At 67.4% G+C, this 25,635-nt stretch carries 24 protein-coding genes and 2 tRNA genes; 8 read left to right on the top strand and 18 right to left on the bottom strand.

Annotation, left to right across the window (positions count from 1 at the left end):
- Positions 1–19 precede the first annotated feature (19 nt).
- On the top strand, positions 20–1,561 hold the full coding sequence (locus RBS60_RS16630) for a DHA2 family efflux MFS transporter permease subunit (RefSeq protein WP_307958702.1): 1,542 nt from the start codon (positions 20–22) through the stop codon (positions 1,559–1,561).
- Positions 1,562–1,633: 72 nt separating this feature from the next.
- Here the strand turns inward: RBS60_RS16630 and RBS60_RS16625 are convergent, their stop codons facing one another.
- The 4 genes from RBS60_RS16625 to RBS60_RS16610 all read right to left on the bottom strand — a co-directional run bounded on the left by RBS60_RS16625 (position 1,634) and on the right by RBS60_RS16610 (position 5,987).
- The gene (locus RBS60_RS16625) at positions 1,634–2,443 is read right to left on the bottom strand and encodes an SDR family oxidoreductase (protein WP_307958701.1); all 810 of its coding nucleotides are present in this window, start codon (positions 2,441–2,443) and stop codon (positions 1,634–1,636) included.
- A gap of 58 nt (positions 2,444–2,501) precedes the next feature.
- On the bottom strand, positions 2,502–3,455 hold the full coding sequence (locus RBS60_RS16620; protein ID WP_307958700.1) for a GNAT family N-acetyltransferase: 954 nt from the start codon (positions 3,453–3,455) through the stop codon (positions 2,502–2,504).
- Between the two features lie 230 nt (positions 3,456–3,685).
- The gene (locus RBS60_RS16615; protein WP_307958699.1) at positions 3,686–5,131 is read right to left on the bottom strand and encodes a bifunctional pirin family protein/GNAT family N-acetyltransferase; all 1,446 of its coding nucleotides are present in this window, start codon (positions 5,129–5,131) and stop codon (positions 3,686–3,688) included.
- 52 nt (positions 5,132–5,183) lie between these two features.
- Entirely contained in the window at positions 5,184–5,987 is an 804-nt protein-coding gene (locus RBS60_RS16610; protein ID WP_307958698.1) for a polysaccharide deacetylase family protein, read from the bottom strand.
- A gap of 388 nt (positions 5,988–6,375) precedes the next feature.
- Here RBS60_RS16610 and RBS60_RS16605 point away from each other — a divergent pair, with 388 nt between their 5' ends.
- Positions 6,376–6,759 (top strand): metalloregulator ArsR/SmtB family transcription factor, encoded by a 384-nt coding sequence (locus tag RBS60_RS16605; protein ID WP_307958697.1) that lies wholly within the window; start codon positions 6,376–6,378, stop codon positions 6,757–6,759.
- Positions 6,756–7,244 (top strand): SRPBCC family protein, encoded by a 489-nt coding sequence (locus RBS60_RS16600; RefSeq protein ID WP_307958696.1) that lies wholly within the window; start codon positions 6,756–6,758, stop codon positions 7,242–7,244. Before RBS60_RS16605 ends, RBS60_RS16600 begins: the two co-directional genes overlap by 4 nt.
- A gap of 192 nt (positions 7,245–7,436) precedes the next feature.
- Here RBS60_RS16600 and RBS60_RS16595 read toward each other — a convergent pair whose 3' ends face one another.
- Together RBS60_RS16595 and RBS60_RS16590 are read right to left on the bottom strand one after the other, a co-directional pair.
- A complete protein-coding gene (locus RBS60_RS16595; protein ID WP_307958695.1) occupies positions 7,437–8,324 on the bottom strand; it encodes a rhomboid family intramembrane serine protease in 888 nt (295 codons plus the stop codon).
- A 10-nt stretch (positions 8,325–8,334) separates the two neighbouring features.
- Positions 8,335–8,880 (bottom strand): peptidylprolyl isomerase, encoded by a 546-nt coding sequence (locus RBS60_RS16590; protein WP_307958694.1) that lies wholly within the window; start codon positions 8,878–8,880, stop codon positions 8,335–8,337.
- Positions 8,881–9,044: 164 nt separating this feature from the next.
- Here RBS60_RS16590 and RBS60_RS16585 point away from each other — a divergent pair, with 164 nt between their 5' ends.
- Together RBS60_RS16585 and RBS60_RS16580 are read left to right on the top strand one after the other, a co-directional pair.
- Positions 9,045–10,085 (top strand): hypothetical protein, encoded by a 1,041-nt coding sequence (locus tag RBS60_RS16585; protein WP_307958693.1) that lies wholly within the window; start codon positions 9,045–9,047, stop codon positions 10,083–10,085.
- A gap of 173 nt (positions 10,086–10,258) precedes the next feature.
- Positions 10,259–11,134 carry a glycosyltransferase family 2 protein gene (locus tag RBS60_RS16580; RefSeq protein WP_307958714.1) on the top strand — a complete coding sequence of 292 codons (876 nt, stop codon included), beginning with the start codon at positions 10,259–10,261 and terminating at the stop codon, positions 11,132–11,134.
- Between the two features lie 48 nt (positions 11,135–11,182).
- Here RBS60_RS16580 and RBS60_RS16575 read toward each other — a convergent pair whose 3' ends face one another.
- From RBS60_RS16575 to dnaA, 12 genes are all read right to left on the bottom strand, one after another.
- Complete coding sequence (locus tag RBS60_RS16575) at positions 11,183–12,100, bottom strand: DMT family transporter (RefSeq protein WP_307958692.1); 918 nt, start codon at positions 12,098–12,100, stop codon at positions 11,183–11,185.
- Between the two features lie 74 nt (positions 12,101–12,174).
- Positions 12,175–12,247, bottom strand: a tRNA-Ala gene (locus tag RBS60_RS16570).
- A gap of 19 nt (positions 12,248–12,266) precedes the next feature.
- Entirely contained in the window at positions 12,267–12,386 is a 120-nt protein-coding gene (locus tag RBS60_RS16565; RefSeq protein WP_307958691.1) for a DLW-39 family protein, read from the bottom strand.
- A gap of 34 nt (positions 12,387–12,420) precedes the next feature.
- Positions 12,421–12,494: transfer RNA gene (locus RBS60_RS16560), tRNA-Ile, on the bottom strand.
- A gap of 78 nt (positions 12,495–12,572) precedes the next feature.
- The gene (locus RBS60_RS16555) at positions 12,573–13,166 is read right to left on the bottom strand and encodes a DUF3566 domain-containing protein (protein ID WP_374049300.1); all 594 of its coding nucleotides are present in this window, start codon (positions 13,164–13,166) and stop codon (positions 12,573–12,575) included.
- Positions 13,163–15,841 (bottom strand): DNA gyrase subunit A, encoded by a 2,679-nt coding sequence (gyrA, locus tag RBS60_RS16550; RefSeq protein ID WP_374049299.1) that lies wholly within the window; start codon positions 15,839–15,841, stop codon positions 13,163–13,165. Before gyrA ends, RBS60_RS16555 begins: the two co-directional genes overlap by 4 nt.
- Positions 15,842–15,886: 45 nt before the next feature.
- A complete protein-coding gene (gyrB, locus tag RBS60_RS16545) occupies positions 15,887–17,938 on the bottom strand; it encodes a DNA topoisomerase (ATP-hydrolyzing) subunit B (protein ID WP_307958711.1) in 2,052 nt (683 codons plus the stop codon).
- A 266-nt stretch (positions 17,939–18,204) separates the two neighbouring features.
- Positions 18,205–18,759, bottom strand: coding sequence for a DciA family protein (locus tag RBS60_RS16540; protein WP_307958690.1), 555 nt, complete (start codon positions 18,757–18,759; stop codon positions 18,205–18,207).
- Entirely contained in the window at positions 18,752–20,056 is a 1,305-nt protein-coding gene (recF, locus tag RBS60_RS16535; protein ID WP_307958689.1) for a DNA replication/repair protein RecF, read from the bottom strand. The genes RBS60_RS16540 and recF overlap by 8 nt, the downstream gene beginning before the upstream one ends.
- Before the next feature lie 19 nt (positions 20,057–20,075).
- On the bottom strand, positions 20,076–21,020 hold the full coding sequence (gene gnd / locus RBS60_RS16530) for a phosphogluconate dehydrogenase (NAD(+)-dependent, decarboxylating) (protein WP_307958710.1): 945 nt from the start codon (positions 21,018–21,020) through the stop codon (positions 20,076–20,078).
- Positions 21,017–22,141: a DNA polymerase III subunit beta gene (dnaN, locus tag RBS60_RS16525; protein ID WP_307958688.1), complete on the bottom strand. Its 1,125-nt coding sequence runs from the start codon at positions 22,139–22,141 to the stop codon at positions 21,017–21,019. Before dnaN ends, gnd begins: the two co-directional genes overlap by 4 nt.
- A gap of 432 nt (positions 22,142–22,573) precedes the next feature.
- On the bottom strand, positions 22,574–23,998 hold the full coding sequence (gene dnaA / locus RBS60_RS16520; RefSeq protein WP_307958687.1) for a chromosomal replication initiator protein DnaA: 1,425 nt from the start codon (positions 23,996–23,998) through the stop codon (positions 22,574–22,576).
- Between the two features lie 595 nt (positions 23,999–24,593).
- On the opposite strand from dnaA, the gene rpmH reads away from it, so the two are divergent.
- From rpmH to yidD, 3 genes are read left to right on the top strand one after another with little or no spacing between them, the layout of a single operon-like run.
- Positions 24,594–24,731, top strand: a complete 138-nt coding sequence (gene rpmH / locus RBS60_RS16515; protein WP_127513203.1) for a 50S ribosomal protein L34 — start codon at positions 24,594–24,596, stop codon at positions 24,729–24,731.
- Positions 24,732–24,780: 49 nt separating this feature from the next.
- A complete protein-coding gene (gene rnpA / locus RBS60_RS16510) occupies positions 24,781–25,230 on the top strand; it encodes a ribonuclease P protein component (RefSeq protein ID WP_307958686.1) in 450 nt (149 codons plus the stop codon).
- Positions 25,223–25,633: a membrane protein insertion efficiency factor YidD gene (yidD, locus tag RBS60_RS16505; protein ID WP_307958685.1), complete on the top strand. Its 411-nt coding sequence runs from the start codon at positions 25,223–25,225 to the stop codon at positions 25,631–25,633. Before rnpA ends, yidD begins: the two co-directional genes overlap by 8 nt.
- Positions 25,634–25,635: the final 2 nt, after the last annotated feature.

Genomic DNA, 25,635 nt, shown 5'->3' with positions numbered 1-25,635 from the left:
ATCCGTCCCAGGAGTCCCTTTGCCCTCCGCACCCGAGCACCCCTCGCCGTCGGCCGCCGGACACCCCCGAAGCGCGCGCGAGCAGCACCAGATCACGCCCGAGACCAGACTCGTCGTCACCGTCCTGGTCGTTGCGGCGTTCGTGGTGATCTTGAACGAGACGATCATGAACGTGGCCCTTCAGCGGCTCATGGGCGAGCTGCATGTGGACGCGCCGACCGTCCAGTGGCTCGCCACGGCGTTCATGCTCACGATGTCCGTGGTCATCCCGACCACCGGATTCCTGCTGCAGCGCCTCAGCCTCCGCACCGTGTACATCCTCGCGATGGGCCTGTTCAGTGCCGGCACGCTGCTCGCGGCCGTTTCACCGGGCTTCGGGATCCTGCTCCTCGCACGCGTGGTCCAGGCCTCCGGAACAGCCATCATGATGCCGCTGCTCATGACGAGCGTGCTGAACCTCATCCCGATCCCGCGCCGAGGCCAGGTCATGGGCACGGTGAGCATCGTGATCTCAGTGGCCCCGGCCCTCGGTCCGACCATCTCCGGCCTCATCCTCCAGTACTTCTCGTGGCGCTTCATGTTCCTCGCAGTCCTGCCGATCGCCGTCGCCGCGCTGCTGTTCGGCGCGGCGAAGCTTCCCGCGACGTCCGACGGCGAGCGGCCGGTTCTGGACGTCCTCTCGGCCCTGCTCTCGGTTCCGGCGTTCGGCGGGGTGGTCTACGGGCTCAGCCAGATCGGCGGAGACGGCACCGGCGGCCTGGGCCCGGTGGTTCCTCTTGCGGTGGGCGGCGTCGCACTCGTGCTCTTCGTCCTGCGGCAGCTCGCGCTCCAGCGCTCGGGCTCGCCGTTGCTTGACCTGCGCGCGTTCACGTATCCGATGTACACGATCGCCACGGCCCTGCTCATGGTGGGCATGATGGCGCTGTTCGGCGTGGTGATCCTGCTCCCGCTGTACCTGCAGGAGCTGCGCGGGCTCGACACCCTGGGTACCGGGCTCCTCCTGCTGCCCGGAGGCCTCGTGATGGGCCTGCTTGCGCCAACGGTGGGGAAGTGGTTCGACCGGGTGGGCCCCGTGCCGCTCACGGTCACAGGCACCTCGCTCATCACGGCCGTGCTCGTGGCCCTCGCCTTCCTCCGCCCGGACACCTCCGTGTGGTTCGCGATGGGCCTCCACGTGGTGCTCTCGATGGGGCTCTCCCTCTTGTTCACCCCCACCTTCACGTCCGGCCTCAACCCGCTCCCACCGCGCCTCTACAGCCACGGCTCGGCAATCCTGAACACCCTCCAGCAGGTTGCCGGTGCTGCCGGGACGGCGCTGCTCGTCGCCGTCATGGCGGGGACCGCGCGCGGCGCTGCGGCGAGCATGCCAGCCCCGGAGGCTGCCATGGCTGGATTCCGCGCTGCGTTCCTCGTGGCCGCGGCGGCCGGCGTCGCCGCAATCGTCCTCGCGGCGTTCCTCCGCAACCGGACGCCCGACGACAGTGGGACACCGGACGAGCATGGCCGTGGGGCACCGGACCTGCTGGCTCCGGTCAACCCCGAGATCGCTTCGTCCCACTGATCGGAGCGGAGGGACCCACTTCCTCCCAAGATGCGATCCATCGAATATCTCTAATTCCCTGAGTTGCATGTTTCAGGCCGAGAATCCTCCATCGGCCTTGATGAGCTGGCCGTTGATCCAGCCACCGGGTGCGCTGAGGAGGAAGGCCACCACACCTGCCACATCCCGCGGCGTCCCAAGCCGGCCCCACGGCTGGCGGGCCGTGAGGGACTCCCTCGTCTCGTCGTCCATCCAGCCCGTGTCCACGGGACCCGGGTTGATCACATTCGCCGCGATGCCTTCGTCTGCGAGTTCGCGGGCCGCGGCCAACACGATGCGATCCAGAGCACCCTTGCTTGCCCCGTACGGCATATTTCTGACGGTGTGGTCGGAGGTCAGGGCCACAATTCGTCCCAGTCCGTGCCACTCGTCCGGGAACTGCTCCGCGAAGGCCCGGATCAGGAGCCACGAGGCCCTCGCGTTGACTGCGAAGTGCCGGTCGAAGGAGTCGAGGCTCGTGTCCATGAGCGATGAATCCACGGATTCCGCGTGGCTCAGCACGAGCGCCCTGACCGGGCGCTCGGCCCGGATCTGGGCCAGGAGCCGCGCAGGGACGGCGGGGTCAGAAAGATCGGCCTCGACCGCGGTGACCGACGCGCCAACGTCGCGGAGCTCCTGGGCCAGCCGCTCGGCGTCGTGCGTCTGGACTCCCCACGGCATCCGCGCGTCGTACGGGCGCCAATAGGAGAGTGCGAGGTCCCAGCCCTGCCGGGCAAGCTCCCGCGCGATGCCCGCCCCGATCCCGACCGTGCGCCCGACTCCCGTGATCAGCGCGAGCGGACGTTCCTCCGCTTCAGGAGCCCGGGGACGAGGGGAGACGGTGCTGCCGGTTTCGCGCTCCATGGGCGCCATAGTAGCCGCCGCCTGTACCCGAGACAGTGAGGGAATGGAGGGGGCGGGGTCAGCGGCGGCGCTCGTAGACCACCGTGGTGCGGATCGGCATGAAGCCCACACGCTCGTAGAGTCCCACCGCTCCCGTAGGGCTCTCGGAGTCCACGCCGAGATCCGCGAGCCGGTATCCCTGCGCCTTGGCGGCGGCGAGCGAATCCTGCAGGAGGGCACTCGCGAGGCCCTGTCCACGGGCTCGCCTCCGGGTTCCCACGAGGGTCACGTAGAGCTCCCCGCTCACGAACTCGTGGCACAGGACGTACGCGTCGACGGCGTCATCCGGATCGAGGCCGGGATCCGGGTTCACCGCCACGCGCGAGAGGTCCGCGCGGAAGCTGCGAGAGGAGAGCTGATCTGCCCACCGGGCGGGGTCGCGCTCGGAAGACCGCCAGTGGTCGGCGAACGCCTCGTTGTGGGCGCGGCGGGTCGCCTCGTGGTGCGCTGGAGCAAGGTGGGCACAGACCGGGTCCGCGGCCGAGTCGACTGGTTCCCACGTCGTGAGCGCGAGCCTCATGTCCCGGAAGTACCGCCCCGGGCGGTATCCGCGGGCGGCCGCGAGCCGCCCTGCCGAAGAACCGGGTTTGCCGCACCACACGTACCAGACCACCGGAGCGCCGGGGAAGCGCTGCGCCGCGAGGACATCCGCGCGCGGCTCGAGCCAGTCCATGACGGCCCGTCCCAGACCGCGTCCTCGCCACGCGGGATGAACCCCGCCGGAGAGCGACGCATTCGCCTCACGGTCGAGGATCGCCTCGGTCACGCGCAGCTGGCCATAGGCAACCATGGTGTCGCCGTCCCACGCTCCGAGCGTATCCGCCACCGGATCGACGCCCGGTTCCTCGAGCTCCTCGACGAGGTCTTCAGGATTGTAGAACTCATCGGTGTCGTCGGCACGGGCCAGGAGATTGCTCAGTTCAGCCCATGCGGGGGCGTGGGCGGCCTCGATGGGCTTCCAGACGACGCTCATGCGCTCCTCGCACAGGCAGGGGGACTGGTCGGCCCACGCTAACACCCCGGGGCCGGCGCTGCGTCCCTGACGATGTCCACCGGCTGTGAACTTCCGGCGACAAGTTATCCACAGCCTGTGGGAAAGTCCGTGGATACCGGTCAGTCACAAGGAACAACACGACTGTAAGTTATCCACGGGGTGGACAAGGGTGTGGAAAACCCGCCTCGACCACCTCGATCACCGGCGGTTCACTCGGTGAAGCCATCCTCGACAAGATCCGCGTACTCACGGTGCCGTTTGATGAACGCCCGTACGTAGGGACAGTACGGACGGATCCGCTGCCCCTTGGCCCGAACATCATCGAGTGCGAAGGTCACGAGCTTGCTCGCGAGCCCCATGCCGGAATAGCCGTCGGCCACCTCAGTGTGGTCGAAGGCAAGCACGGCGCCGTCGGACAGCACCCGGTACTGGGTGAAGCCGGCAGTCGCCCCGCCGACGTGCACCTCGTATCGGTGCCGCTGCTCCGCCTGCACATACTGTGTCTGTCCTGCCTGCTGCTCGGATTCCTGGACGCTCATGGGTACCTCCCTCTCGTCTGCGGTGTTCTGGGTGTTGCGCGGTGCGGTGCTGTGCTGTGCGTTGTGGGCTGGTGCGCCGGTCGTTACCGCATCCCGCGCCCGGGGCCGCGGGCGGAGCCGAACATTCGGCAACGGCGGCGCAGGAAGGGCCGCCTCGCCCTCGGTGAGCTCGACGACGGGGCCGAACGGGGCGTCGTCGTGCGTCTGGCCGCCTGAAATCTCGCTGTTCCACGTCTCCCGGAACGCGACGATCTCCTCATGGGAGCGTCCCACAAAGTTCCACCACATGGTGATCTCTTCCGCGAACGGGGGACCGCCCAGAATCATCACGCGCAGGGGAGCGCTGCCCGGATTCGCCAGTCGCACGCGATCCCGGCCAGCCGCGAGGTATGCGAGGTGGGCTTGGGGGACTGTCTCCCCGTCAACCCCGCCGTCGAGCTCGAGGCTTCCGCCGTCGGGCAGGATCGCGTGCTCGAACTCCGTTGCGATCCGGACCTCGACGGCGGCACCGGGTTCGAGCACCGCTTCGGCGCCCAGCAGCGCGGTATAGGTCCGCACCGGGGAGGCCGCCCCGTGAAGGGATCCGAGGAACACACGCAGCTCCCCGGCGCGGGCACCCGTCTCATCCTCGAGTTCGACGGCGGGCGGGGCGTACCGCTCGAATCCCGGAGGAACCGCGCGGAAGGGGTCGGGGAGCGCTGTCCACAGCTGGACCCCGTGCAGGATGGTGGTGCCGTGGGTCGAATACTCGGAATGGTTGATGCCACGCCCGGCGGTCATGAGATTCAGTTCGCCCGGGCGGACCAGGGCGTGGTGCCCGGCGCTGTCGCGGTGCTCGATCTCGCCCGTGAACAACCAGCTGATCGTCTGCAGGCCCGTGTGGGGATGCGGTGGGACGCGCATGCCGGCGCTCGACGAGACGTCGTCGGGCCCGTAGTGGTCGAGGAAGCACCACGCACCCACGAGCGAACGCTCCCTCGAGGGGAGCGTGCGGTGGACTGTCATGGCCCGCGGGCCGCCGAGGGGAACCTCACGGGGCTCGATGATCTCGACCCCGGAGCCCCCGGGCCGGTCGGCACAGAGGGTCTCGCGGGGATCGGTCTCCAGATTGCTCATGGCATACCTCCTCGCCAGAGCCTACGCCGGTACCGCGCCGTTTCGGGGAGCCTCAGGCGCCGATGAAGTCCTCGAGCCGGACGACCGTGAGGCCGGCCGCTTGGTGCGCAGCGCGGAACGCCGCGAGGTCCGCGGCGAACTCCTCACGGAAGTGCATGAGCACGATGTCGCCGGGGCGCAGCCCATTGCCGACTTGGTACTGCATCGAGCCGGCGTTGGCCTTGGCCTCCCAGTCGATGATGGCCTTGAGCCCCGCGTCGGCCACGGCCTTGCGCATCGTGGGCGAGTAGGCGCCGCCCGGCGGCCGGAACAGGGTGGGTGCCGCCCCGTAGGTTGTGGAGATGTAGTCCCTCATCCCCGTGATCTCGCCGAGCTGGTAGGCGTAGCCCTTGGTGCTCATCGTCGTGTCGTGGCTGATCGTATGGTCCTGGATGCGGTCGCCGGCCTTCTGGAAGCCCGTGAAGAACCCAGGGTTCTCGCCCATCGCCGACTTCGTGAGGAACAGTGTGGCCGGGTAGTCGTACTGCTTGAGCAGCGCGAGGGACTCGGGGTGCTTGACGATGCCGTCGTCGATCGTGAGGAAGACGACGGGCTGCTTCGTAACCACCCGCGTGATCACTGGGGCAAGACCGCCCTGGACGGGTGGGATGGCGAAGTCGGAGGTGAACGCCGGCTTGGCGGGCGTCGGAGTGGCGGACGGCGTGGGGGTCGAGGATGGAGTGAGAGTCGCGGACGCGCCCGGCGCTGCAAGGTTGGCCTGGGCGTCTTCCGGGGCGCTGCAGGCCGCGGCCGCGGTGCTGACCGCAGCAGCCAGGCCGGCAAGGGCAGCGCGGCGGGTCAACTGCGTCGGCTCCATAGCTCTCCTCTGGGTCTTCGCACCCGTGTGACTGGACGTATTCCGCTTCCCATGTTAGGCGACCCAGCCGGCTGGCCTCTGCACGCTTGTCCACTTTCCAACAGGCTTTATGCCCAGAGTTATCCACACGTGGGGACAAGTTGCGGTCAAAACCGCTCCTCAGATGAACACGGCGGGCGCTAGCGGGTAAACGCCAGCTGAACTACACGGCTGTAAGTTACTCACACTGTGGATAACCGCTGTGGAGAAGATCACTTGACCCGCAGATCGACGCGGCGTAAATTGATCGTATTCAACGGATACGTTGAACAACAGCTAGATTGAACAACGAATACATTGAACAATCGATATGTTGAATACCAGATGTATCGATCACAGGAGGGACGACATGGAAGCCACGGCAGTTGAGACGACCGCGGATGAGGACCGGCTCAACCGTGCCTTCGCCGCCCTGTCCGATCCGCTTCGGAGGAAGCTGGTGGCACGCTTGGCACACGGCGACGCCACCGTCAATGAACTCGCGGCGCCCTTCGCCGTGACCGTCCAGGCAGTGTCCAGGCACCTCAAGGTGCTCGAGGACGCTGGCCTCATCACTCGCAGCCGCGACGCCCAGCGCCGCCCTTGCCACCTTGAACCCACCGCCTTCGGCCCCCTGGCCGCCTGGATCGACGACTACCGGATCCGGACCGAAGAGAAGTACCAGCGCCTCGATGCGCTTCTGTCCCACCGGGGCGTCGCAGCCCAGGACACTGAGGAAGGAATCCAGCCATGACCGCCACCAAGACCTCGACAGTCACCGCCGAGCCCGGGCTCCCGTTCGTGGACGTCGTCCGCACGTTCGACGCATCCGCTGAACGCGTGTACCGCGCCCACACCGACGCGGAGATCTTTGCCCAATGGATCGGTCCGAGGAAGTACGCGACCTCAATCGACCATTTCGATGCCCGCACGGGCGGCTCGTACCGGTTCTCCCAATCGGATACGGAAGGAAACCAGTATGCGTTCCACGGCTCGTTCCACGAGCTGACGTCTCCGACCCGGATGGTCCAGACCTTCGAGTTCGAGGGAGCCCCCGGACACGTCTCCCTCGACACAGCGGTCCTCGAGGACCTGCCCGACGGGCGGTGCCGCCTCACGGTCCACTCGACCTTCCAGGCGGTCGAGGACCGCGATGCCATGCTCCAGGCAGGGATGACCGATGGCATGAATGAGGGCTACGAGCGGCTCGACGAGCTCCTCGCGCACGACGGCGCCTGAGCCACGGCCGTCCACAGCATCCACAGGCGCTGGCCAGAGTTATCCACAGACTGGGGATGCGGGGCCTACGGGTGCCGAGCTCAATCGAACGGCCCGACCCCGTGGGCCGTGAACAAGGGGTCTACGGCCGAGTAACTACAGGACTGTAAGTTGTACACACTGTGGATAACGCTGTGGAGAGGGGTCCGGCGTTCAGATTCCGTAGCCGCCAGCGGAAACCACGGCGGAGGAGACCTTCACGAACGTAACCGCGGCAAGCAGCACGGCGATCACCACGAACCCGCCGATCTGCACGGCGGTGCGGGACCGGCCGCGGGGCGCATAGGCGACCACCGCGGTCGCCGCGGCTCCGGTGAGGAGTCCGCCGAGGTGGGCCTGCCACGCGATGCCCGGGATCACGAAGCCGAGCACAGCGTTGATCCCGATGAGGATGAGGAGCTGGCGTACGTCGCCGCCCCTCTGCCGCATGACGACGAACAGCCCGCCGAAGAGTCCGAAGACAGCACCCGAGGCCCCGATCACATCCGCTTGCCCGGGCGCCAGCAGCAGGAAGCCGACGGACCCACCGACCGCGGAGAGGAGGTACACGGCGAGGAAGCGGATCCGGCCCAGGACGGGCTCGAGCGCCTGGCCGAAAAGCCACAGCGTGTACATATTCAGCACGATGTGCAGAAAGAACCCTTGCGAGTGCAGGAAGGCGCTCGTCAGCATGCGCCAGGGCTCCTCGGCAGTGAGAGCCGCGGAATTCCGATAGAAGAAGGCGTCCGTCACGGCGTCGTCCGGCACGAGCCACTGCAGCGCGTAGACGACCGCGCACACGGCGATGATGGCGAGGGTCACGACCGGCCGCCCGCCGGGACGCGCCGTGGCACCGTAGACCGTCTTGCCCTGATGGCCCTGGCGGGCTGCGGAGAGTTCGCGGACGCAGTCCACGCAGTGGAAGCCGACGGCGGCCGGCCGCTGGCACTCGGGGCACGCAGGCCGACCGCAGCGCTGGCACGTCACATAGGAGACTCGGTCCGGGTGGCGCGGGCAGACGGGGACGGCCTCGGGGCCGGCCGCCGGGCTTCCTTGGGTCACGTCAGGCGAGTCAGAGCTGCTCGACGTCGATCGAGGAGATGACGACGTCCTCGACCGGACGGTCCTGCATCCCCGTGCGGACGGCCTCGATCTCGTCGACGACCTTCTTCGATGCGTCATCGGCGACCTCGCCGAAGATCGTGTGCTTGCCGTGCAACCAGCTCGTGTCGGTCGTGGTGATGAAGAACTGCGAGCCGTTGGTGCCCTTGCCGCCCTGGATTCCGGCGTTGGCCATCGCGAGCTTGTACGGGTCCTTGAACGTGAGCTCGGGGTGGATCTCGTCGTCGAACTTGTAGCCCGGGCCGCCGATTCCCTTGCCGAGGGGGTCGCCGCCCTGGATCATGAAGTCGCGGATGATGCGGTGGAAGATGGTGCCGTTGTAGAGGGGAGTGCCGGTCTTGTCCTCGCCCGTCTCCGGGTGCGTCCAGGACTGCTCGCCGGTCGCGAGGCCCACGAAGTTCTTGACCGTCTTCGGCGCGTGGTTGCCGAAGAGGTTGACCACGATGTCACCGTGGTTCGTGTGGATGGTTGCCTTGGCAGTTGCGATTGCGCTCATGGCGGCCATTCTTCCATGGCACGACAGGCCTCCGCCCGGTGCCGCCGTCGTTCCGCGCTCGGTGAAATCGGGGAACCCATCGGCCTCTGCGCTCGTGTGACCGTAGCCTACGCATCGCCTGCCACGTAGGCTGGCGTTAGTCCAGCAGATTCCCGGAGGTCACCGTGAAGAAACCAGTCGAGAAGAGCCTGAACGCAACCGAGTCCCTCGCCCGGGACGTCCAGCACAATGTTGCCTCGGGCGTCGAGAACGCCCGGGACTGGGCGCAGCCACGCGTCGATGCGGCGGTGCACTGGGCCGTACCGAGGATCCAGCAGGGCCTTGACACTGCCTCACCGCGCATCCAAGAGGGACTCAAGTCCGCTGCGCACAATCTGGCCGAAGGAGTGGCCACCGTGACCCCGAAGATCCAGGACGGCTTGTCGCAGCTCGCTCCGCGGATCACAGATGCGGTCGATACCGCCGCGCCGAGGCTTCACCACGCCGTCGACAAGGCTGCACCCGCCATCAAGGATGCGGCGGACACGTACCTGCCGAAGATCTCCGAGGGCATCGCGCAGGCGGCAGAGTCCGTCAATCGCTCGCTCTCGAGCGCCCCCGCCCACGTTGACGCTGTCGCGCAGAGGATCGCCGACTCCGGCGTCGTGCGCCAGGCTGATGCGGCCGCAAAGGATGCCGTCTCTGCCGCACAGCAGGCAATGCGACGGGCCGCGGATGAGATCTCCTCGCCCGCGCCGAAGAAGAAGCGCCGCGGACTCCTCGTCTTCGGCGTGGTAGCGGCGGCGGTGGCTGCCGGTGTCGCGGCGTGGAAGGCCGCCAAGCCGGTCGAGGACCCATGGAAGACCCCTTCGCCCGTACCGCCCGCGCCTAGCAGCGCCGCGCCATCCACGGCCGCGGCAAGCCAGGCCGCGACCCCCGCACCCGTACCGGCAAGCACTGCGCCGAGCACCGAGCCGGTTGTCATGGCCGAGAAGCCGGCACCGGTGGCGGACGAGCCCCTCACTGAGGCTGCGATCACTCCCGACGCCGTCCAGGTCGCCACTCCTGTGGATGCCACCGCCCCCCGGACCGAGGCCGAGACGGAGGACGCAACCGCGGCGGAAGGCAAGCACGTGGCCGGCCCGGATGCCTCGCAGGCGATGAAGAACATCCACGCCGCGTCGAATGGCGGCCAGGATGAAGCCAAGGACGCCCCGGGCGCCTGACCGCCCAGCACGGGGCGAAGGAAGACCCCGCACGTCCTTCAGCGGGCGCGGAACCACGGCTCGTGGGTTCGCGCCCGCTTTCGTGCCCTACGTCGCCCGTCCGGCCGCGCGCAAGGACCCGTCTGGTCATGCACAGGGGCGGCACGGCCCGCCTTTGCTAGATTTGGCTCGTGATGGACTCCGAAACCGCACTCCTCGACGTGACTGAGTCGCCGGCCGAAGCACAGCTGAGCGTGTCCATCGTCATCCCGGCGTACAACGAGGAGAGCGTCATCCGCCAGTGCGTCACGGCGGCCATCTACCAGTCTGCCCCGGCCCACGAGATCATCGTGGTGGACAACAGGTCCAAGGACACCACGGCGCAGATCGTCCGCCAACTGCAGGAGGAATATCCCGAGTCCCGCATCATCCTGCTGACCCAGGACGCCGAACAGGGACTCATTCCTACCCGCAACTTCGGGCTCGACTACGCCACGGGGGACGTCATCGGGCGAATCGACGCCGATTCCCTGCTCGAACCCGACTGGGTCGAGGAGGTCCAGCGCGCCTTTGCGGACCCCACCGTGCAGGCCGCGACAGGGCCCGTCATCTACTACGACATGCCCATGCGGCGCTTCGGTCTCAAGGCAGACGACAAGGTCCGCCAGCTGCTCCTGCGGCTCTCACGGCACGAGTACCACTTTCTCTTCGGCTCCAACATGGCGCTGCGCCGCACAGCCTGGGAAACCATCCGCGGCTCGACGTGCCGGGATGAGAAGGACGAGATGCACGAGGACATCGACCTGTCCCTGCACCTGGCCGAACGAGGACTCAGGATCCAGTACTGGCCCGAGATGGTCTCAGGGATGTCCGCGCGACGCCTCGAGGATTCGCCCAAGGACTACCGGTACTACGTGCAGCGGTTCGACCGCACGTACAAGGCGCACAACATCAAGAAGATCGCACTTCGCGCACCGATGGCCGTGATCTTCTCCGTGTACTACCCCGCGAAGCTCCTGCGCGCCATCCACGCGGCGAACCAGCCGCTCGCCAAGCGAGGCGGCGTCTAGCCAACCCCGCGGACCAGCCCAGTCGGCGGCCGCGCAGTCGAAACCCCGTCAGTCGGCCCCGAGTTCCGGCTCGGTCGGCAGCTCGATGCCCCGTGCCGGTCGAGCACGGCGCTGCCCGATCACGACGACGGCGAGCCCAGCCAGGATGAGTCCCAGCCCGGCGTAGATCCCCACGGGGAGCATCTCATGCAGGAAGACTGCAGCGAGGATGGCCGCGCCGGGGATCTCGAGCAGGATGAACATCGACACGACGAGCGGGCTCAGCGTCGCTACGAGGTGGTTGAACGCCGTGTGGCCCACGAGCTGCGCGGCTACGGTGATCGCGAGGATCCCGGCCCAGCCAGCCGGCTCGAAGCCCGTGAGCCGCTGTCCGCTCGCTAGCGCCATAGCCGCGACGAGCACCGCACACACGGCATAGCAGAGGGCGGTGTAGGTTGCCGTGCCCATCGTCTCGCGGGCCTTTCCGCCAGCCATGGTATAGAGAGCCGCGAGGATCCCGCCGGCCACTGCGAGCAGATCGCCTTGGAGCGCCCCAGGCGAGGTCCCGAGATCAAGTCCGGTGATCGCGATGACGCCCGCGAAGGACATGCCCAGTCCCACGACCACGGGCGTCGGAAGCTTCCTGCCCCGGATGAGGGAGAAGACCGCGATCCAGCCCGACTGGAGGCACACAAGCGCGGTCGACGCCGCGACGGAAGTCAGCGTGAGGGAGAGGATGAAGCACACGAAGTGGAACGCGAGGGCCGTCCCGGCGACCGCGGACCACGCGTACTCTCGCCGGCCGAGCCGGCGGAACTGCTGCGGGCTTCGCACAGCGACGGGCGCAGCCATGACGACGGAGGCAATGGCGTTGCGCCAGAACGCGATGGCCAACGCAGTGACCGATGTGCTGGCGAGCGTGCCGGCGATGAGCGGCCCGGACGCGGACACGCCGAGGACGCCGAGCACAACGAGGAGGGGAACCACCAGCCCACTCTAGCCGGGCGCCCAATGCAGAAGGTCCCGGCACCGATTCGGTGCCGGGACCTTCTCCCTTCCGGTGGAGGCAAGGGGACTCGAACCCCTAACCCCCTGCTTGCAAAGCAGGTGCGCTACCAATTGCGCCATGCCCCCGTTGCCCTTGGGCTCCGGGCTACTCTACCTTGTCGGTCGAGCCGCTCCAGACTTTCTTCTGCGCCTCGGACTCCTTGGCCTTCCGATACACGAAGGCACCCGCCAGAGCGGCGACTGCGATGGCAATCAATCTCTTCACGGGCACCTCCACATGGATCGGAAACAAGGTTCCGTGGGCGTACCAGGACTTGAACCTGGGACCTCTTCGTTATCAGCGAAGCGCTCTAACCGCCTGAGCTATACGCCCCCATCCAACCCGAGTGCATTATTGCCCTCGGGCCGAGATAAGACTCTACCGTACCGCTTGCCCGCGGACAAAATCGGGTCAGTCGTCGGTGAGGGTCAACCCGATGCCGCCCACGAGCGTCGCCGAGATGTTGTAGAGGACCGCCGTGAGCATCGACAGGGCGGTGAGGAGGACGACGTTCACGACGGCGATGATCGTTGCGAACGAGGCGACCTGGCCGAGCGAGGCGATCTTCTTCAGATCGAGGGCGCCGCCGCTCTCGGAACCGCCGATCTCACCGAGCAGGCCGTTGATCTTGTCGAAGATGCCCGTGACGTCCAGGACCATCCACAGAACGATCGAGGCCACTACCGTCACGATGCCGAGGGCAACTGAGAGGAGGAAGGACATCTTGAGCACGGACCAGGTGTCGACCTTGCTCACGATGAGGCGGGCGCGGCGCTGCTTCGCCTTCGGTGCGGGGCGCACGAGGCCGGGCTGGCCGGGACGCTGCCCAGGCCGCTGGCCGCCAACGCGCTGGGCCGCAGGCCCGGTCAGTGGACGCTCGGCAGGGCGCGGGGCGCCGTAGCCCCCGGCGGACTGGGGCGGCACGGTGGGGCGCTGCGGCGGGCGCGACGGCTGCGCGGCCTGCGGATAGCCGCCGGACGACGGCGTATTCTCGGGCGTGCTCACTCGTTACCTCCCGGAGTCTGGTCTGAGTCTGACGCCAACGTTACGGCATGAGCCTCGGTTGATGCCTCCCCGTCCCCTGTGGTTGCGCGCTCGGCGGTGCCTTCGGGAGAGCCCTCAGAAGCCTCGTCGGCTTCGTCGGCCTCGGAGAGGGTCCGCTCGGTGTTCTTCGCGACGGCGATGATGCGGTCGCCCTTGTCAGGCTTGGCGAAGATCACGCCCATCGTGTCGCGGCCCTTGGCAGGCACTCCCGTCACTGAGGAACGGACCACCTTGCCGCCCTCCATGACCACGAGCGCCTCGTCCTCCTCCTGGACGAGCAGGGCGCCGACGAGGTGTCCGCGCTCCTCCTGGTACTTGCCGACCTTGATGCCGAGGCCTCCGCGGCCCTGGACCCGGTACTCGTCCGCCGAGGTGCGCTTGGCGTAGCCGCCCTCGGTCACGATGAACACGAACGAGTCGTCCGTCACGACGTCAGCGGCGAGCAGCTCGTCGTCGTCACGGAACTTCATGCCGGTCACACCGCTCGTGGCCCGGCCCATGGGCCGCAGGGCGTCGTCGTCCGCCGTGAATCGCAGCGACTGGCCATGGCGGGAGACGAGCATGAGATCGTCGGTCTCGTGCACGAGCTGCGCCGACACGAGCTCGTCGTCCTCGCGAAGGTTGATGGCGATGACGCCGGCAGAGCGGTTCGTGTCGTAGTCCTCGAGGCGGGTCTTCTTGACGAGGCCGCCCTTCGTTGCGAGCACGAGGTACAGGGCCTGCTGGTAGTCGCGCAGCGCGAGGACCTGGGCGATCCGCTCGTCCGGCTGGAACGCGAGCAGGTTCGCCACGTGCTGGCCCTTGGCGTCACGGCCGCCTTCGGCGAGCTCGTAGGCCTTGGCCCGGTACACGCGCCCGAGGTTCGTGAAGAACAGGAGCCAGTGGTGCGTCGTCGTGACGAAGAAGTGCTCGACGACGTCGTCGCCGCGCAGCTGTGCCCCGCGCACGCCCTTGCCCCCGCGCTGCTGCTGGCGGTACTGGTCGCTACGCGTGCGCTTGACGTACCCGCCGCGCGTGATGGTGACGACCATCTCCTCTTCGGGGATGAGGTCCTCCATGCTCATGTCCCCGTCGAAGCCCGCGACGACCCGTGTTCGGCGGTCGTCGCCGTACTTGTCGACGATTCCGGCGAGCTCCTCGGAGATGATCTGCCGCTGCCGCGCCGGGTCGGCGAGGATCGACCGGTACTCCGTGATGAGGGCCTCGAGCTCGTTGTGCTCGTCGACGATCTTCTGCCGTTCGAGGGCTGCGAGCCTGCGCAGCTGCATGTCGAGGATGGCCTGCGCCTGAAGGTCGTCGATCTCCAGGAGCGACTTGAGTCCCGAGCGTGCTTCCTCGACCGTGGGGGAGCGGCGGATGAGCGCGATGACCTCGTCGAGCATGTCCAGAGCCTTGAGCAGCGCGCGCAGGATGTGCATGCGCTCCTCGGCCTTGCGCAGCCGGTACTGCGTGCGGCGGACGATGACGTCGACCTGGTGGGTCACCCAGTGCCGGACGAACGCGTCGAGCGAGAGGGTGCGCGGCACGCCGTCGACAATCGCGAGCATGTTCGCGGCGAAGTTGTCCTGCAGCTGCGTGTGCTTGTACAGGTTGTTCAGCACAACCTTCGCCACGGCGTCGCGCTTGAGTACGATCACGAGGCGCTGGCCGGTGCGGCCGGACGTCTCGTCGCGCAGGTCCGCGATCCCGCCGATCTTCCCGTCCTTGACCAGCTCGGCGATCTTCATGGCGAGGTTGTCCGGGTTGGCCATGTACGGCAGCTCGGTGACCACGAGGCACGTGCGGCCTTGGAGCTCCTCGACATTCACGACGGCGCGCATCGTGATCGAGCCGCGGCCCGTCCGGTAGGCGTCCTCGATGCCCCGGCGGCCCAGGATGGTCGCGCCAGTGGGGAAGTCCGGGCCCTTGATGCGGGTCAGGAGGGCCTCGAGGAGCTCCTCACGGGTGGCCTCGGGGTTCTCGAGGTACCACTGGACGCCTTCGGCCACCTCGCGCAGGTTGTGCGGCGGGATGTTCGTGGCCATGCCGACTGCGATGCCCGAGGAGCCGTTGACGAGCAGGTTCGGGAACCGGGCCGGCAGGACCGTGGGCTCCTGGTTCTTGCCGTCATAGTTGTCCTGGAAGTCGACGGTCTCCTCGTCGATGTCCCGGACCATCTCCATGGCCAGCTGGGCCATCTTGGTCTCGGTGTACCGGGGGGCGGCCGCGCCGTCGTTGCCGGGGGAGCCGAAGTTGCCCTGGCCCAGGGCGAGCGGATACCGCATGACCCAGTCCTGGATCAGTCGGACGAGGGCGTCGTAGATCGCCATGTCGCCATGGGGGTGGTACGTGCCCATGACGTCGCCGACGACGCGGGCGCACTTGTTGAACGCGCGATCGGGGCGGTACCCGCCGTCGTACATCGCGTAGAGGACGCGGCGGTGCACTGGCTTGAGGCCGTCGCGCACATCGGGCAGCGCGCGGCCCACGATGACGGCCATCGCATAGTCGAGGTAGGACCGCTGCATCTCGGTCTGCAGGTCGACCTGCTCGATGCGGTCGGCGCCCCCGTCGGCCGGGCCTTCCGGCCCGAGTTCGGCATCGAAAGTCGGGTCCCCGGGAAGTCCGGTGGGGTTCTCGGGAGTCTCGTCGCTCACAGCTTCTCTCCTCTTGTCCGGTCTACTTGCTTCTGGTGCCCGAGATCAGATGTCCAGGAACCGGACGTCCTTGGCGTTCTGCTGGATGAAGTGGCGGCGGGACTCGACGTCGTCGCCCATCAGCACGGAGAATGTCTGGTCCGCGGCCGCGGCGTCCTCCATCGTCACCTGCAGGAGCGTGCGCCGGTCTGGGTCCATCGTCGTGTCCCAGAGCTCGGTGTAGTCCATTTCGCCAAGGCCCTTGTAGCGCTGGATGCCGTTCTCCTTGGGCAGGCGCTGGCCGTTGGCGACCCCCGTCCGGACGGCCTCGTCACGCTCGCGGTCGCTGAACACGTAGTCGTGCGCGTGGTTGGACCATTTGATGCGGTAGAGCGGCGGCTGGGCCAGGAACACGTAGCCGTTCTCGATGAGCGGGCGCATGTACCTGAACAGGAGCGTCAGGAGAAGGGTCGTGATGTGCTGGCCGTCCACATCGGCATCGGCCATGAGGACGATCTTGTGGTAGCGCAGCTTGGAGACATCGAAGTCCTCGCCGATCCCCGAGCCGAAGGCGGTGATCATGGACTGGACCTCGGCGTTCCCGAGCGCCTTGTCCAGACGCGCACGCTCGACGTTGAGGATCTTGCCGCGCAAGGGCAGGATGGCCTGCGTCTCGGGATCCCGCCCGCGCTTGGCGGAGCCGCCGGCCGAGTCGCCCTCCACGATGTAGACCTCGCAGCGCGACGGATCCTTGCTCGAGCAGTCCGAGAGCTTGCCCGGCATGCCGAAGGATTCGAGCGGGCTCTTGCGGCGCGCGTTGTCGCGGGCCTTGCGCGCGGCCATACGGGCCTGCGAGGCCTGGAGGGCCTTGCGGATCACGTCCTTGGCCGGGCCCGGGTTGCGCTCGAGCCAGTCGCCGAGCTGGTCGGTCACGACTCGCTGGACGAATCCCTTGGCCTCGGAGTTGCCGAGCTTGGTCTTCGTCTGGCCCTCGAACTGCGGCTCGGCGAGCTTGATGCTGATGACGGCGGTGAGGCCTTCGCGGACGTCGTCGCCGGTCAGGTTGTCATCCTTGTCCTTGAGGATGCCCTTCTCGCGCGCATACCGGTTCATGAGGGAGGTCATCGCGGCACGGAAGCCCTCCTCGTGGGTCCCGCCCTCATGCGTGTTGATCGTGTTCGCGTACGTGTGCACGGACTCGGCGTACGCCGTGGTCCACTGCATCGCCACCTCGAGGGCCATCTTGCGCTCGTGGTCCGTGCTCTCGAACGCGATGACCTCCTCGTGGATGACCTCGATCTTCTTCGACGAGTTCAGGTTCTTGACGTAGTCCAGGAGCCCGTCGTCGTACTTGTAGTCGACGACCCGGTGCTTGCGCGCGGCAGCCTCCGCGGGTGTGCCGGAGGTGAGCTCCTCCTCGCCCGCGAGCTCGCTCTCCTCCTCGTCGCCGCGGCGCTCATCCGTGAGCGTGATCCGCAGGCCCCTGTTGAGGAAGGCCATCTGCTGGAAGCGGGCGCGCAGCGTCTCGAAGTCGAACACGGTGGCGTCGAAGATCGACGGGTCCGGGTAGAACGTCTGGATCGTCCCGGTCTCGTCCGTTGCCTCGCCCTCGATGAGGCCCCCGACTGGGTGCCCGCCGTCGCGGAACGACATGCGCCACACGTGGCCTTGACGGCGCACCTCTGTGTCGACGCGGGTCGAGAGGGCGTTGACCACGGAGATGCCGACGCCGTGCAGACCACCGGAGACGGTGTACCCGCCGCCACCGAACTTGCCGCCCGCGTGGAGGATCGTCATGACGACCTCGACCGTGGGCTTGCCCTCCGTGGGATGGACATCCACGGGGATGCCGCGGCCGTTGTCCTCGACTCGCACGCCGCCGTCGTCCTGGAGGGTCACCTGGATGTGGTCGCAGTACCCTGCCAGTGCCTCGTCGACCGAGTTGTCAACGACCTCGTAGACAAGGTGGTGGAGGCCGCGGGGGCCGGTCGAGCCGATGTACATGCCCGGACGCTTGCGGACGGCCTCGAGTCCCTCGAGAACCGTGATGCTGCTGGCGCCGTAGTCCTTCGATCCCGAGCGGGACCCCGAGGAATCTGGTGCAGGGGAGGGCGCCACTCCCTCCGGCGCGTCGTGCTGCTGATGCGTGTTTGGGTCCACTGGACTCTCGTCAGCCACAGGCGTTTTCGACCCCTCTTCAGTTCGACTCGGTTCGGCGGGCTTAACATGTCGATTCTACCGGTTCATTCGTGCCCGGACGGACAGCGCCACGGTGAATGCCCGCTGGGAGGCCTGCAAAGGCGCCGTGGCGCGCCCCATCGAGGCCCCACAAAGGGGGAGTGTGCCTCCCGGCTTTCTGAGCGCCTCACGCGCCGTCCACCGGATCAGCCGTAGGTGTCCCGGGGCCCGCGCCCGCGCACGGTGCGCGGGCCCTTGCGCCAGCTGGGGGCTGTGGGGCCGACTACCTGGATGCGGGTCACGATCCCGTCCCCGAGCTCGCGCCTGAACCGGTCCAGGAGCGACGGTCCGAGGAGCCGCAGCTGAGTCGCCCACGCGGTCGAATCACACCGGACGCGCAGATCCGTGCCTTCGAAGCTCTCGGGCGTGCAGTGCGCGGAAATCTCCGGTCCCACGAGCTCGCGCCACCGGGACATGACCGATCCCACCGCAACAGGGGAGTTCCAGCCGCGCTCAGCCACCATGCGGTTCACGACGGCGCCGAGCCCCTGCGGATCGCGCCCGCTGTACCCCGCGGCGCCCCGGCCCCTCGCATTCCTGGCCCGGGGTGCGTTCGGATCGCGCACGAGCGGTCCCGTCGCGCGCATGCGGACCTCGCCGCGCGCCTCGGCGGCCTGCCGGACGCGGTTCAGCGCAGCGCGCGCGGCGTCGAGCCGCTCGGCCGAGGGCTCGGCGCCTTCCCGGGGCCCGGAGTCAGACATCGCCGTCGCCTCTGGCGACCACGTCCGCATCCACGATGGCCCCCGGAACCACCTGAATCCGACGGCCGCCCAGCTCAGCCGGAATGTCCGCGTCGACCGCTGCGGTCACGAGGACCTGCTCGGCCTTCGCCACGATCCCGGCGAGCCGTGCACGACGGGCTGCGTCGAGTTCGGCGAACACATCGTCCAGGATGAGGATCGGCTCGTCTCCGGGAACGGTCGAGTCGTCCAGCATGACGTAGTAGGAGGCCAGTCGCAGCGCGAGCGCGAACGACCATGTCTCGCCGTGGGAGGCAAACCCCTTCGCCGGGGCGTCGCCGAGCAGGAGTTCGAGGTCGTCACGGTGCGGGCCCACGAGCGTCAGCCCGCGTTCCAGCTCGCGCGGACGTGCCTGGGCAAGCGCTCCAAGGAACCGGTCGGCGATCTCGTCGACGCCGAGTCCCGAGAGTCCGCCGCCCTCAGCGCCGTCCGCGGCCTGGGCTCCCACCCGAGGTGACGCGACGGACGACGGCGCGTGGTCGCCGTCGTGCGTCTCCTCCTCGTCGGGAACCGCCCCTTCGAGGCTCGAGCGGTAGACGGCGCGAGCCACCTTGGAACCGTCGGTGAGCTGCGCGTAGGCGGCATCGATGTGCGGGACCAGCCGCTCGACGAGCTTCACCCGAGCGGCGAGCAGACGTGCCCCGGCCCGCGCCAGATGGCTGTCCCACACATCAAGGGTCGACGCGACGCTCGCCCCGCCCGCAGAGTCCATGGGATCCATGGCGGAACCGCGGCGGGAGAACCGCGCGGACCTGGCACTCTTGAGCAGCGCGTTGCGCTGCTTGAGGACGCGGTCGTAGTCGGCCTTGGTCCCGGCCAGATGGGGGAGGAGCACAGTGAGCAGGTCATCGAGGAACCGCCGCCGCGCCGACGGGTCGCCCTTGAGGAGACCGAGGTCCTCCGGCGCGAACAGGACGGTCCGCGCGATGCCCAGGAGGTCCCGCGCCCGGACCGTGCTGCCGCGGTTGACGCGGCCACGGTTCGCCTTGCCGGGGAGGATCTCGAGCTCGAGGGTTGAGCGCTGCGAGCCCCGCACGAAGCCCGCACGGACGAGTGCGCGCTCGGCACCGAAGCGCACGAGGGGCGCGTCCGAGCTGACCCGGTGCGAGCCGAGGGTCGAGAGCAGCCCGAGGGCTTCGACCAGATTCGTCTTGCCCACCCCGTTCTGCCCGACGAGGACGGTCACGCCCGCGGACAGCTCGAGGTCGAGCTGGGCATAGGAGCGGAAGTCGGTCAGGGAAAGGCGTTCAACGTACACCGGTCGCCGGCGCCCCTGCCTACTTGGCGGGGCGCGTCGCGTGCCCGCCGAACTGGTGACGCAGCGCCGAGACCATCTTCATGGCCGGGGAGGAATCCTCGCGCGACTCGAACCGTGCGAAGAGCGCTGCGGTGATCGCCGGCGCGGGCACCGCGTTGGCAATGGCCTCCTCGACGGTCCAGCGGCCCTCACCGGAGTCCTCCACATAGTCGTCGATCGTCTCCAGGCCCGGATCCTCGTCGAGTGCTTTGATGAGGAGGTCGAGGAGCCATGACCGCACGACGGTGCCCTTCTGCCAGGCGCGGAAGGTGCCGGGAAGGTCGGTGATGATGTCCTTGGCGGCAAGGAGCTGGTAGCCCTCGGCGTAGGACTGCATGAGCCCGTACTCGATGCCGTTGTGGACCATCTTGGCGTAGTGGCCCGCACCCACCTCGCCCACGTGGACGAAGCTGTCAGCCCTGTCGCCTTCGGGCCGCAGAGCGTCGAAGACCGGCATGGCACGCTCGATGTCTGCCGCGTCGCCGCCCGCCATGAGGCCGTACCCATTTTCCAGGCCCCATACGCCACCCGAGACGCCGCAGTCGGCGAAGCGCAGACCCTTGTCCTCCAGCAGTGCAGCGTGGCGTTGGTCCTCGGTGAACCGGGAGTTGCCGCCGTCGATCACAAGGTCGCCCTCGGACAGCTTCTCGGACAGCTCGGCAACTACCTTGTCGGTGATCTCGCCTGCCGGGACCATGATCCAGATGATGCGTGGGGCGGGCACCGCGGCGATGAGTTCATCGGTGCTGGCAACGTCGGCGAGGTCCTGGTTCCGGTCGTAGCCGGTGACCTCGATGCCCGCCCGACGGAGCCTTTCGCGCATGTTGAAGCCCATCTTGCCGAGACCGATGAGTCCAATGTGCATGATGCGGTGTCCCTTCGTCGAGGTAGATCGGGCAGCGGTGGGCGTCGTCCGGCGTGTCAGTTGGGCAGTCGCACCGGCATCACGAGGTAGCGGTAGTCACCCTCGTCATCACCGTCGAGTGCCCGCTGGGCAGTGATCATCGCGGGCTTCGGTGCGCTCGTGAACGAGAACCGCACAAACGGAGTCTCGATGACAGCTAGGCCCTCGATGAGGTAGTGCGGGTTGAATGCCACAACGATGGGTTCGCCCGTGAGCTGGGCTTCGAGCTCTTCGGAGGCCTGGGCGTCTTCCCCCGTGCCTGCGTCGAGGGTCACCAGGCCTTCGGTGAACGAGAGGCGCACGGGGGTGTTCCGTTCAGCGACGAGTGAGACGCGTCGTACGGCCTCGACGAGTTCTTGGGTGGAGACGACGGCGTGGATCGGTGTGGACTCGGGGAACAACGACCGGATCTTGGGGTAGTCGCCGTCGACGAGGAGCGAGGTCGTGGTGCGTCCGCCGCTTTCGAAGCCGACGAGCCGTGAGTCGTCATCGGCGAGGGCGAGACTCAGATCGCCGGCGCCACCGAGCGTCTTGGCAACTTCGCTGAGCGTCTTGGCCTTGACGAGAGCGGCTGTTGAGGTGCCGGGGGTGGTCGGCTGCCAGTGGATCTCGCGCATGGCGAGGCGGTAGCGGTCGGTGGCGAGGAGCGTGATGAGCTCGTTCTCGATCTCCATGCGAACGCCCGTGAGGATGGGCAGCGTGTCGTCCCTGCTCGCGGCGATGGTGACCTGAGCCACGCCCTTGGCGAAGGAGTCACCGGGGACGGTTCCCAGGATCGCGGGGAGGCTTGGGAGGGGCGGGTACTCGGCCTCGGGCATCGTCGAGAGGTGGAACGAGCTGCGGCGGCACGTGAGTGTGACCTTGGTTCCGTCGGTCTCGACGTCGACTGGTGCCGCTGGCAGGCTGCGGCAGATGTCCGCAAGGAGCCGGCCTGAGACGAGGATTGTGCCTTCCTCGCGGATCTCGGCTGGGATCTCCAAGCGTGCCGAGGTCTCGTAGTCGAAGCTGCTGAGGGTCACGACGCCGTCATGTGCCTTGAGCAGCAGACCGGCCAGGACAGGTACGGGGGGACGCGGAGAAAGCGAGCGGGCCGCCCAGCTCACGGCCTCAGTGAGGACATCCCGTTCGACTCGGAACTTCACGGAAGCGTTCCGCCTTTCATCGCTGTCGCAGTTGACCACAGCTTAGCGCCAACCGTACTCGCCGGTTCAAGCTGATCGGCTCGGGGGAGGGGGCTCCGACGGGGTCGTTCGAAGGGGGTTCGGAGGGCTGGCGGGTAACTGTTATCTGACGATCTTCAGATTCTTGGTATTTATGGTGTTAATAACTGCTGTGGAAACTGTGGATAACGGTCTCTGGCCGCGGATTCGCGCGGGAGTCGGGTGTTCATCCGGTGTTGATGGTGTGCCATCAGAGTGGGGGTGGCCTGTGGATCGCCGGATTCGTGTAGTTACGTGTCTCCACAGGCCTGATGGGGGTTTTAACCCCATCAGGCGGGGATGTGCACTTAACCGTCCACAGGGTTGTCCACAGGGTCCTGTTAATAAGGCACGCGCGGGCGAGGTGAGGAGCGCTCAGACGCCGCGCTGGGCCTGCTTGATCTTGTTGGTCAGCTCCGTCACCTGGTTGTAGATCGCCCGACGCTCGGCCATGAGCTCACGGATCTTGCGGTCGGCGTGGATCACGGTGGTGTGGTCGCGGCCGCCCAGGACCTGTCCGATCTTCGGCAGGGACATGTCCGTGAGCTCGCGGCACAGGTACATGGCGATCTGGCGGGCCGTGACGAGCGTGCGCGTCCGGGACTTGCTGTTGAGTTCCTCGATCGTGAGCTTGAAGTAGGCCGCAGTCTCGGCGAGGATCTGGTCGGCCGTGATCTCGAGCGCTGAGTCGTCCGTGATGAGGTCCTTCAGGACCATCTCGGCCAGCGCGACGTCGACCGGCTGCTTGTTGAGGCTTGCGAATGCCGTCACGCGGATCAGCGCGCCCTCGAGCTCGCGGATGTTCGCCGAGATCCGCGAGGCGATGTACTCGAGCGCGGCGTCCGGCGCGGAGAGGCCGTCGCTGTTGGCCTTCTTGCGCAGGATCGCGATGCGGGTCTCGAGGTCCGGCGGCTGGATGTCCGTCAGGAGCCCCCACTCGAAGCGGGACTTCATGCGGTCCTCGAAGCCGTGGAGCGCCTTGGGCGGCTGGTCCGAAGTGATGACGACCTGCTTGTTGCTGTTGTGCAGGGCGTTGAACGTGTGGAAGAACTCCTCCATGGTTCCCGTGCGGCCGGCCAGGAACTGGATGTCGTCGATCAGGAGGAGGTCCACATTGCGGTACGTGGTCTTGAAGCTCGTTCCCTCGTCGTCGCGGATCGAGTTGATGAAGTCGTTGGTGAACTCTTCCGAGTTCACGTACCGCACCCGGATCCCGTTGTAGAGCCGGCGGGCGTAGTGGCCGATCGCGTGCAGGAGGTGGGTCTTCCCGAGGCCCGAGTCGCCGTAGATGAACAGCGGGTTGTACGCCTTGGCGGGGGCTTCGGCGACGGCGACGGCGGCTGCGTGCGCGAACCGGTTGGAGGCGCCGATCACGAAGGTGTCGAAGACGTACTTGGGGTTGAGTCGGCTGACTTCCTGAGAAGTGGTGGGCGGCGTTGGCGCCGGGCGGAGGTCTTCGCGCAGTCCTTCGCGGATCTCCGGGCGCTTGACCGGCTCGAACGTCTCTTCGCGGATGGGAACGAGATCGGTGTCGACGTCGATCGCGCACCGGACGTCCTCTGAGAACACCGAGCGCAGCGCGTCGTCGAGGGCCGACTTGATCTGGCCCTGGAGCACCTCGCGGGTGAGCTCATTGGGGACAGCGACGAGGAGCGTTGAACCGATGAGGCCCTGGGCCTGCGCAAGCGAGACGAACCCCCGTTGCCGCGGCGAGACGCGGTCGTCCTCATCGAGGAGACGTACCACGCGGCGCCACGAACTGCCGAGAGTGTTGGCTTCGTCGGCTTCCTGTGGTCCCATGTGCTCCTCTACCTGACTGCTTCCTCGACCACGCCGGCTGCCTGGCATCTATGACGCGTTTGTGACTCGAGGAAATCCGAGTCCGGGCAGGGAGGCTGCGGTCCTCCGGTGCGCCTTCATCCTCTGAACCGCCAGTTTTCATCCACAGGGATACCCACAGGCGTGGAGGAAGGCACTGAGACAGCCTAGAGGATCCGACAACCCGGAAGATAGCTGGGGTCTGGGCCCCAATGAATTACACTGGTGAAGTTCGCACGGCCTCCCTTGCAGAGCCGCTGTCCACAGGCCTGTGAGTGGAGTTGGACACAGGCTGGGGACATCCCGAGACCGCGGTCGCGCCCACGGTGGGGTGCGCTCCGCTGCGCCGTCGAATTGACGCTGCGTGCCCTCGTGACCTAACGTCGTTAAGTCCATTGTGTCTGCCTACTGGTCCTGTCGCATGCCCTCGGACGCCACGCGAAGCTCCCTGATTTGGGGACCGAACGCTATGGCGGCCGGCATGAGGCGCGGCGGGATGGCAGATCCCCAAGAACATAGCGTCCGCCTGCACTTCGACCCGTCCGGCAGACGCGCTCAATCTACTGGAGTGAGAGAAGTGAGCAAGCGGACTTTTCAGCCGAACAACCGCCGCCGTGCCAAGAAGCATGGTTTCCGCCTTCGTATGCGCACCCGTGCAGGCCGTGCCATCCTGGCGGCCCGCCGGTCCAAGGGCCGCACTGAGCTCTCGGCCTGAGTACTGACCGGGACGGCTCCGACCGCAGGCCCGCGCTGATGCTGAACTGATGCTCGCTGCGACCCACCGCCTGCGTTCCGGCGCCGACTTCACGCATACCGTTCGTTCCGGCGTCCGCCAAGGGCGCCGGAACGTCGTGCTGTATGCGGTCCGTTCAGAGGGACAGCCCTCGCGCTTCGGATTCATCGTGTCCAAGGCAGTGGGGAACGCAGTCGCCCGCAACCTCGTTAAACGGAGGCTGAGGGAGGCCGCGGCCATCACCGTCCGTCTCCGGCCTGTGGGACTCGACGTCGTTGTGCGTGCGCTTCCCGCGTCGTCAGGGGCGAGCTGGTCCGAACTCAGTGAGGACTACGAGTCGGCGTTGGGCATAGTCCTGCGCCGTCTTGAGCGAAACAGCGCCCCAGACAGGGGCTCTGGCGAGAGCGACAAGAAGAGCGCGCGCGGGAGCAGCGTGGAGCCGACCGACCGGGAGAGGACCACGGATGGCAGCGATGGCTGAGGTGAGCGGGTCGCCGCGCCGAACAACCGCGGCGAGGTGGGCCACCGTCGTCGTGCGCTTCGTGTGGACGCTGCCGCAGCAGATCCTCATCCTTCTCCTCAAGGCGTACCGGCTCGCTGTGTCCCCCCTGTACGGGCAGGTGTGCCGGTTCTTCCCGTCCTGCTCCGCTTACGCGCTCGAGGCCGTCACAGTGCACGGGGCTGTGCGAGGATCGTATCTGGCAGTGCACCGGCTGGTCCGATGCCATCCCTGGAACTCAGGAGGAATCGATCCTGTTCCGGAAGGGCATCGGCACTGGCCGGAGGACCACATCCCGAGGATCGTGGTGCTGAACCACCCCGATCGCTTCTGGACTGATGATGCGGGTCAAGACGGCCCGCAGCCTGACGACACGAGAAAATAACA

Source organism: Sinomonas sp. ASV486 (assembly GCF_030908215.1).
Lineage (GTDB): Bacteria > Actinomycetota > Actinomycetes > Actinomycetales > Micrococcaceae > Sinomonas > Sinomonas puerhi.
Note: the sequence above shows the minus strand (reverse complement) of the source record. Positions and strands in the feature narration are given on the sequence as shown.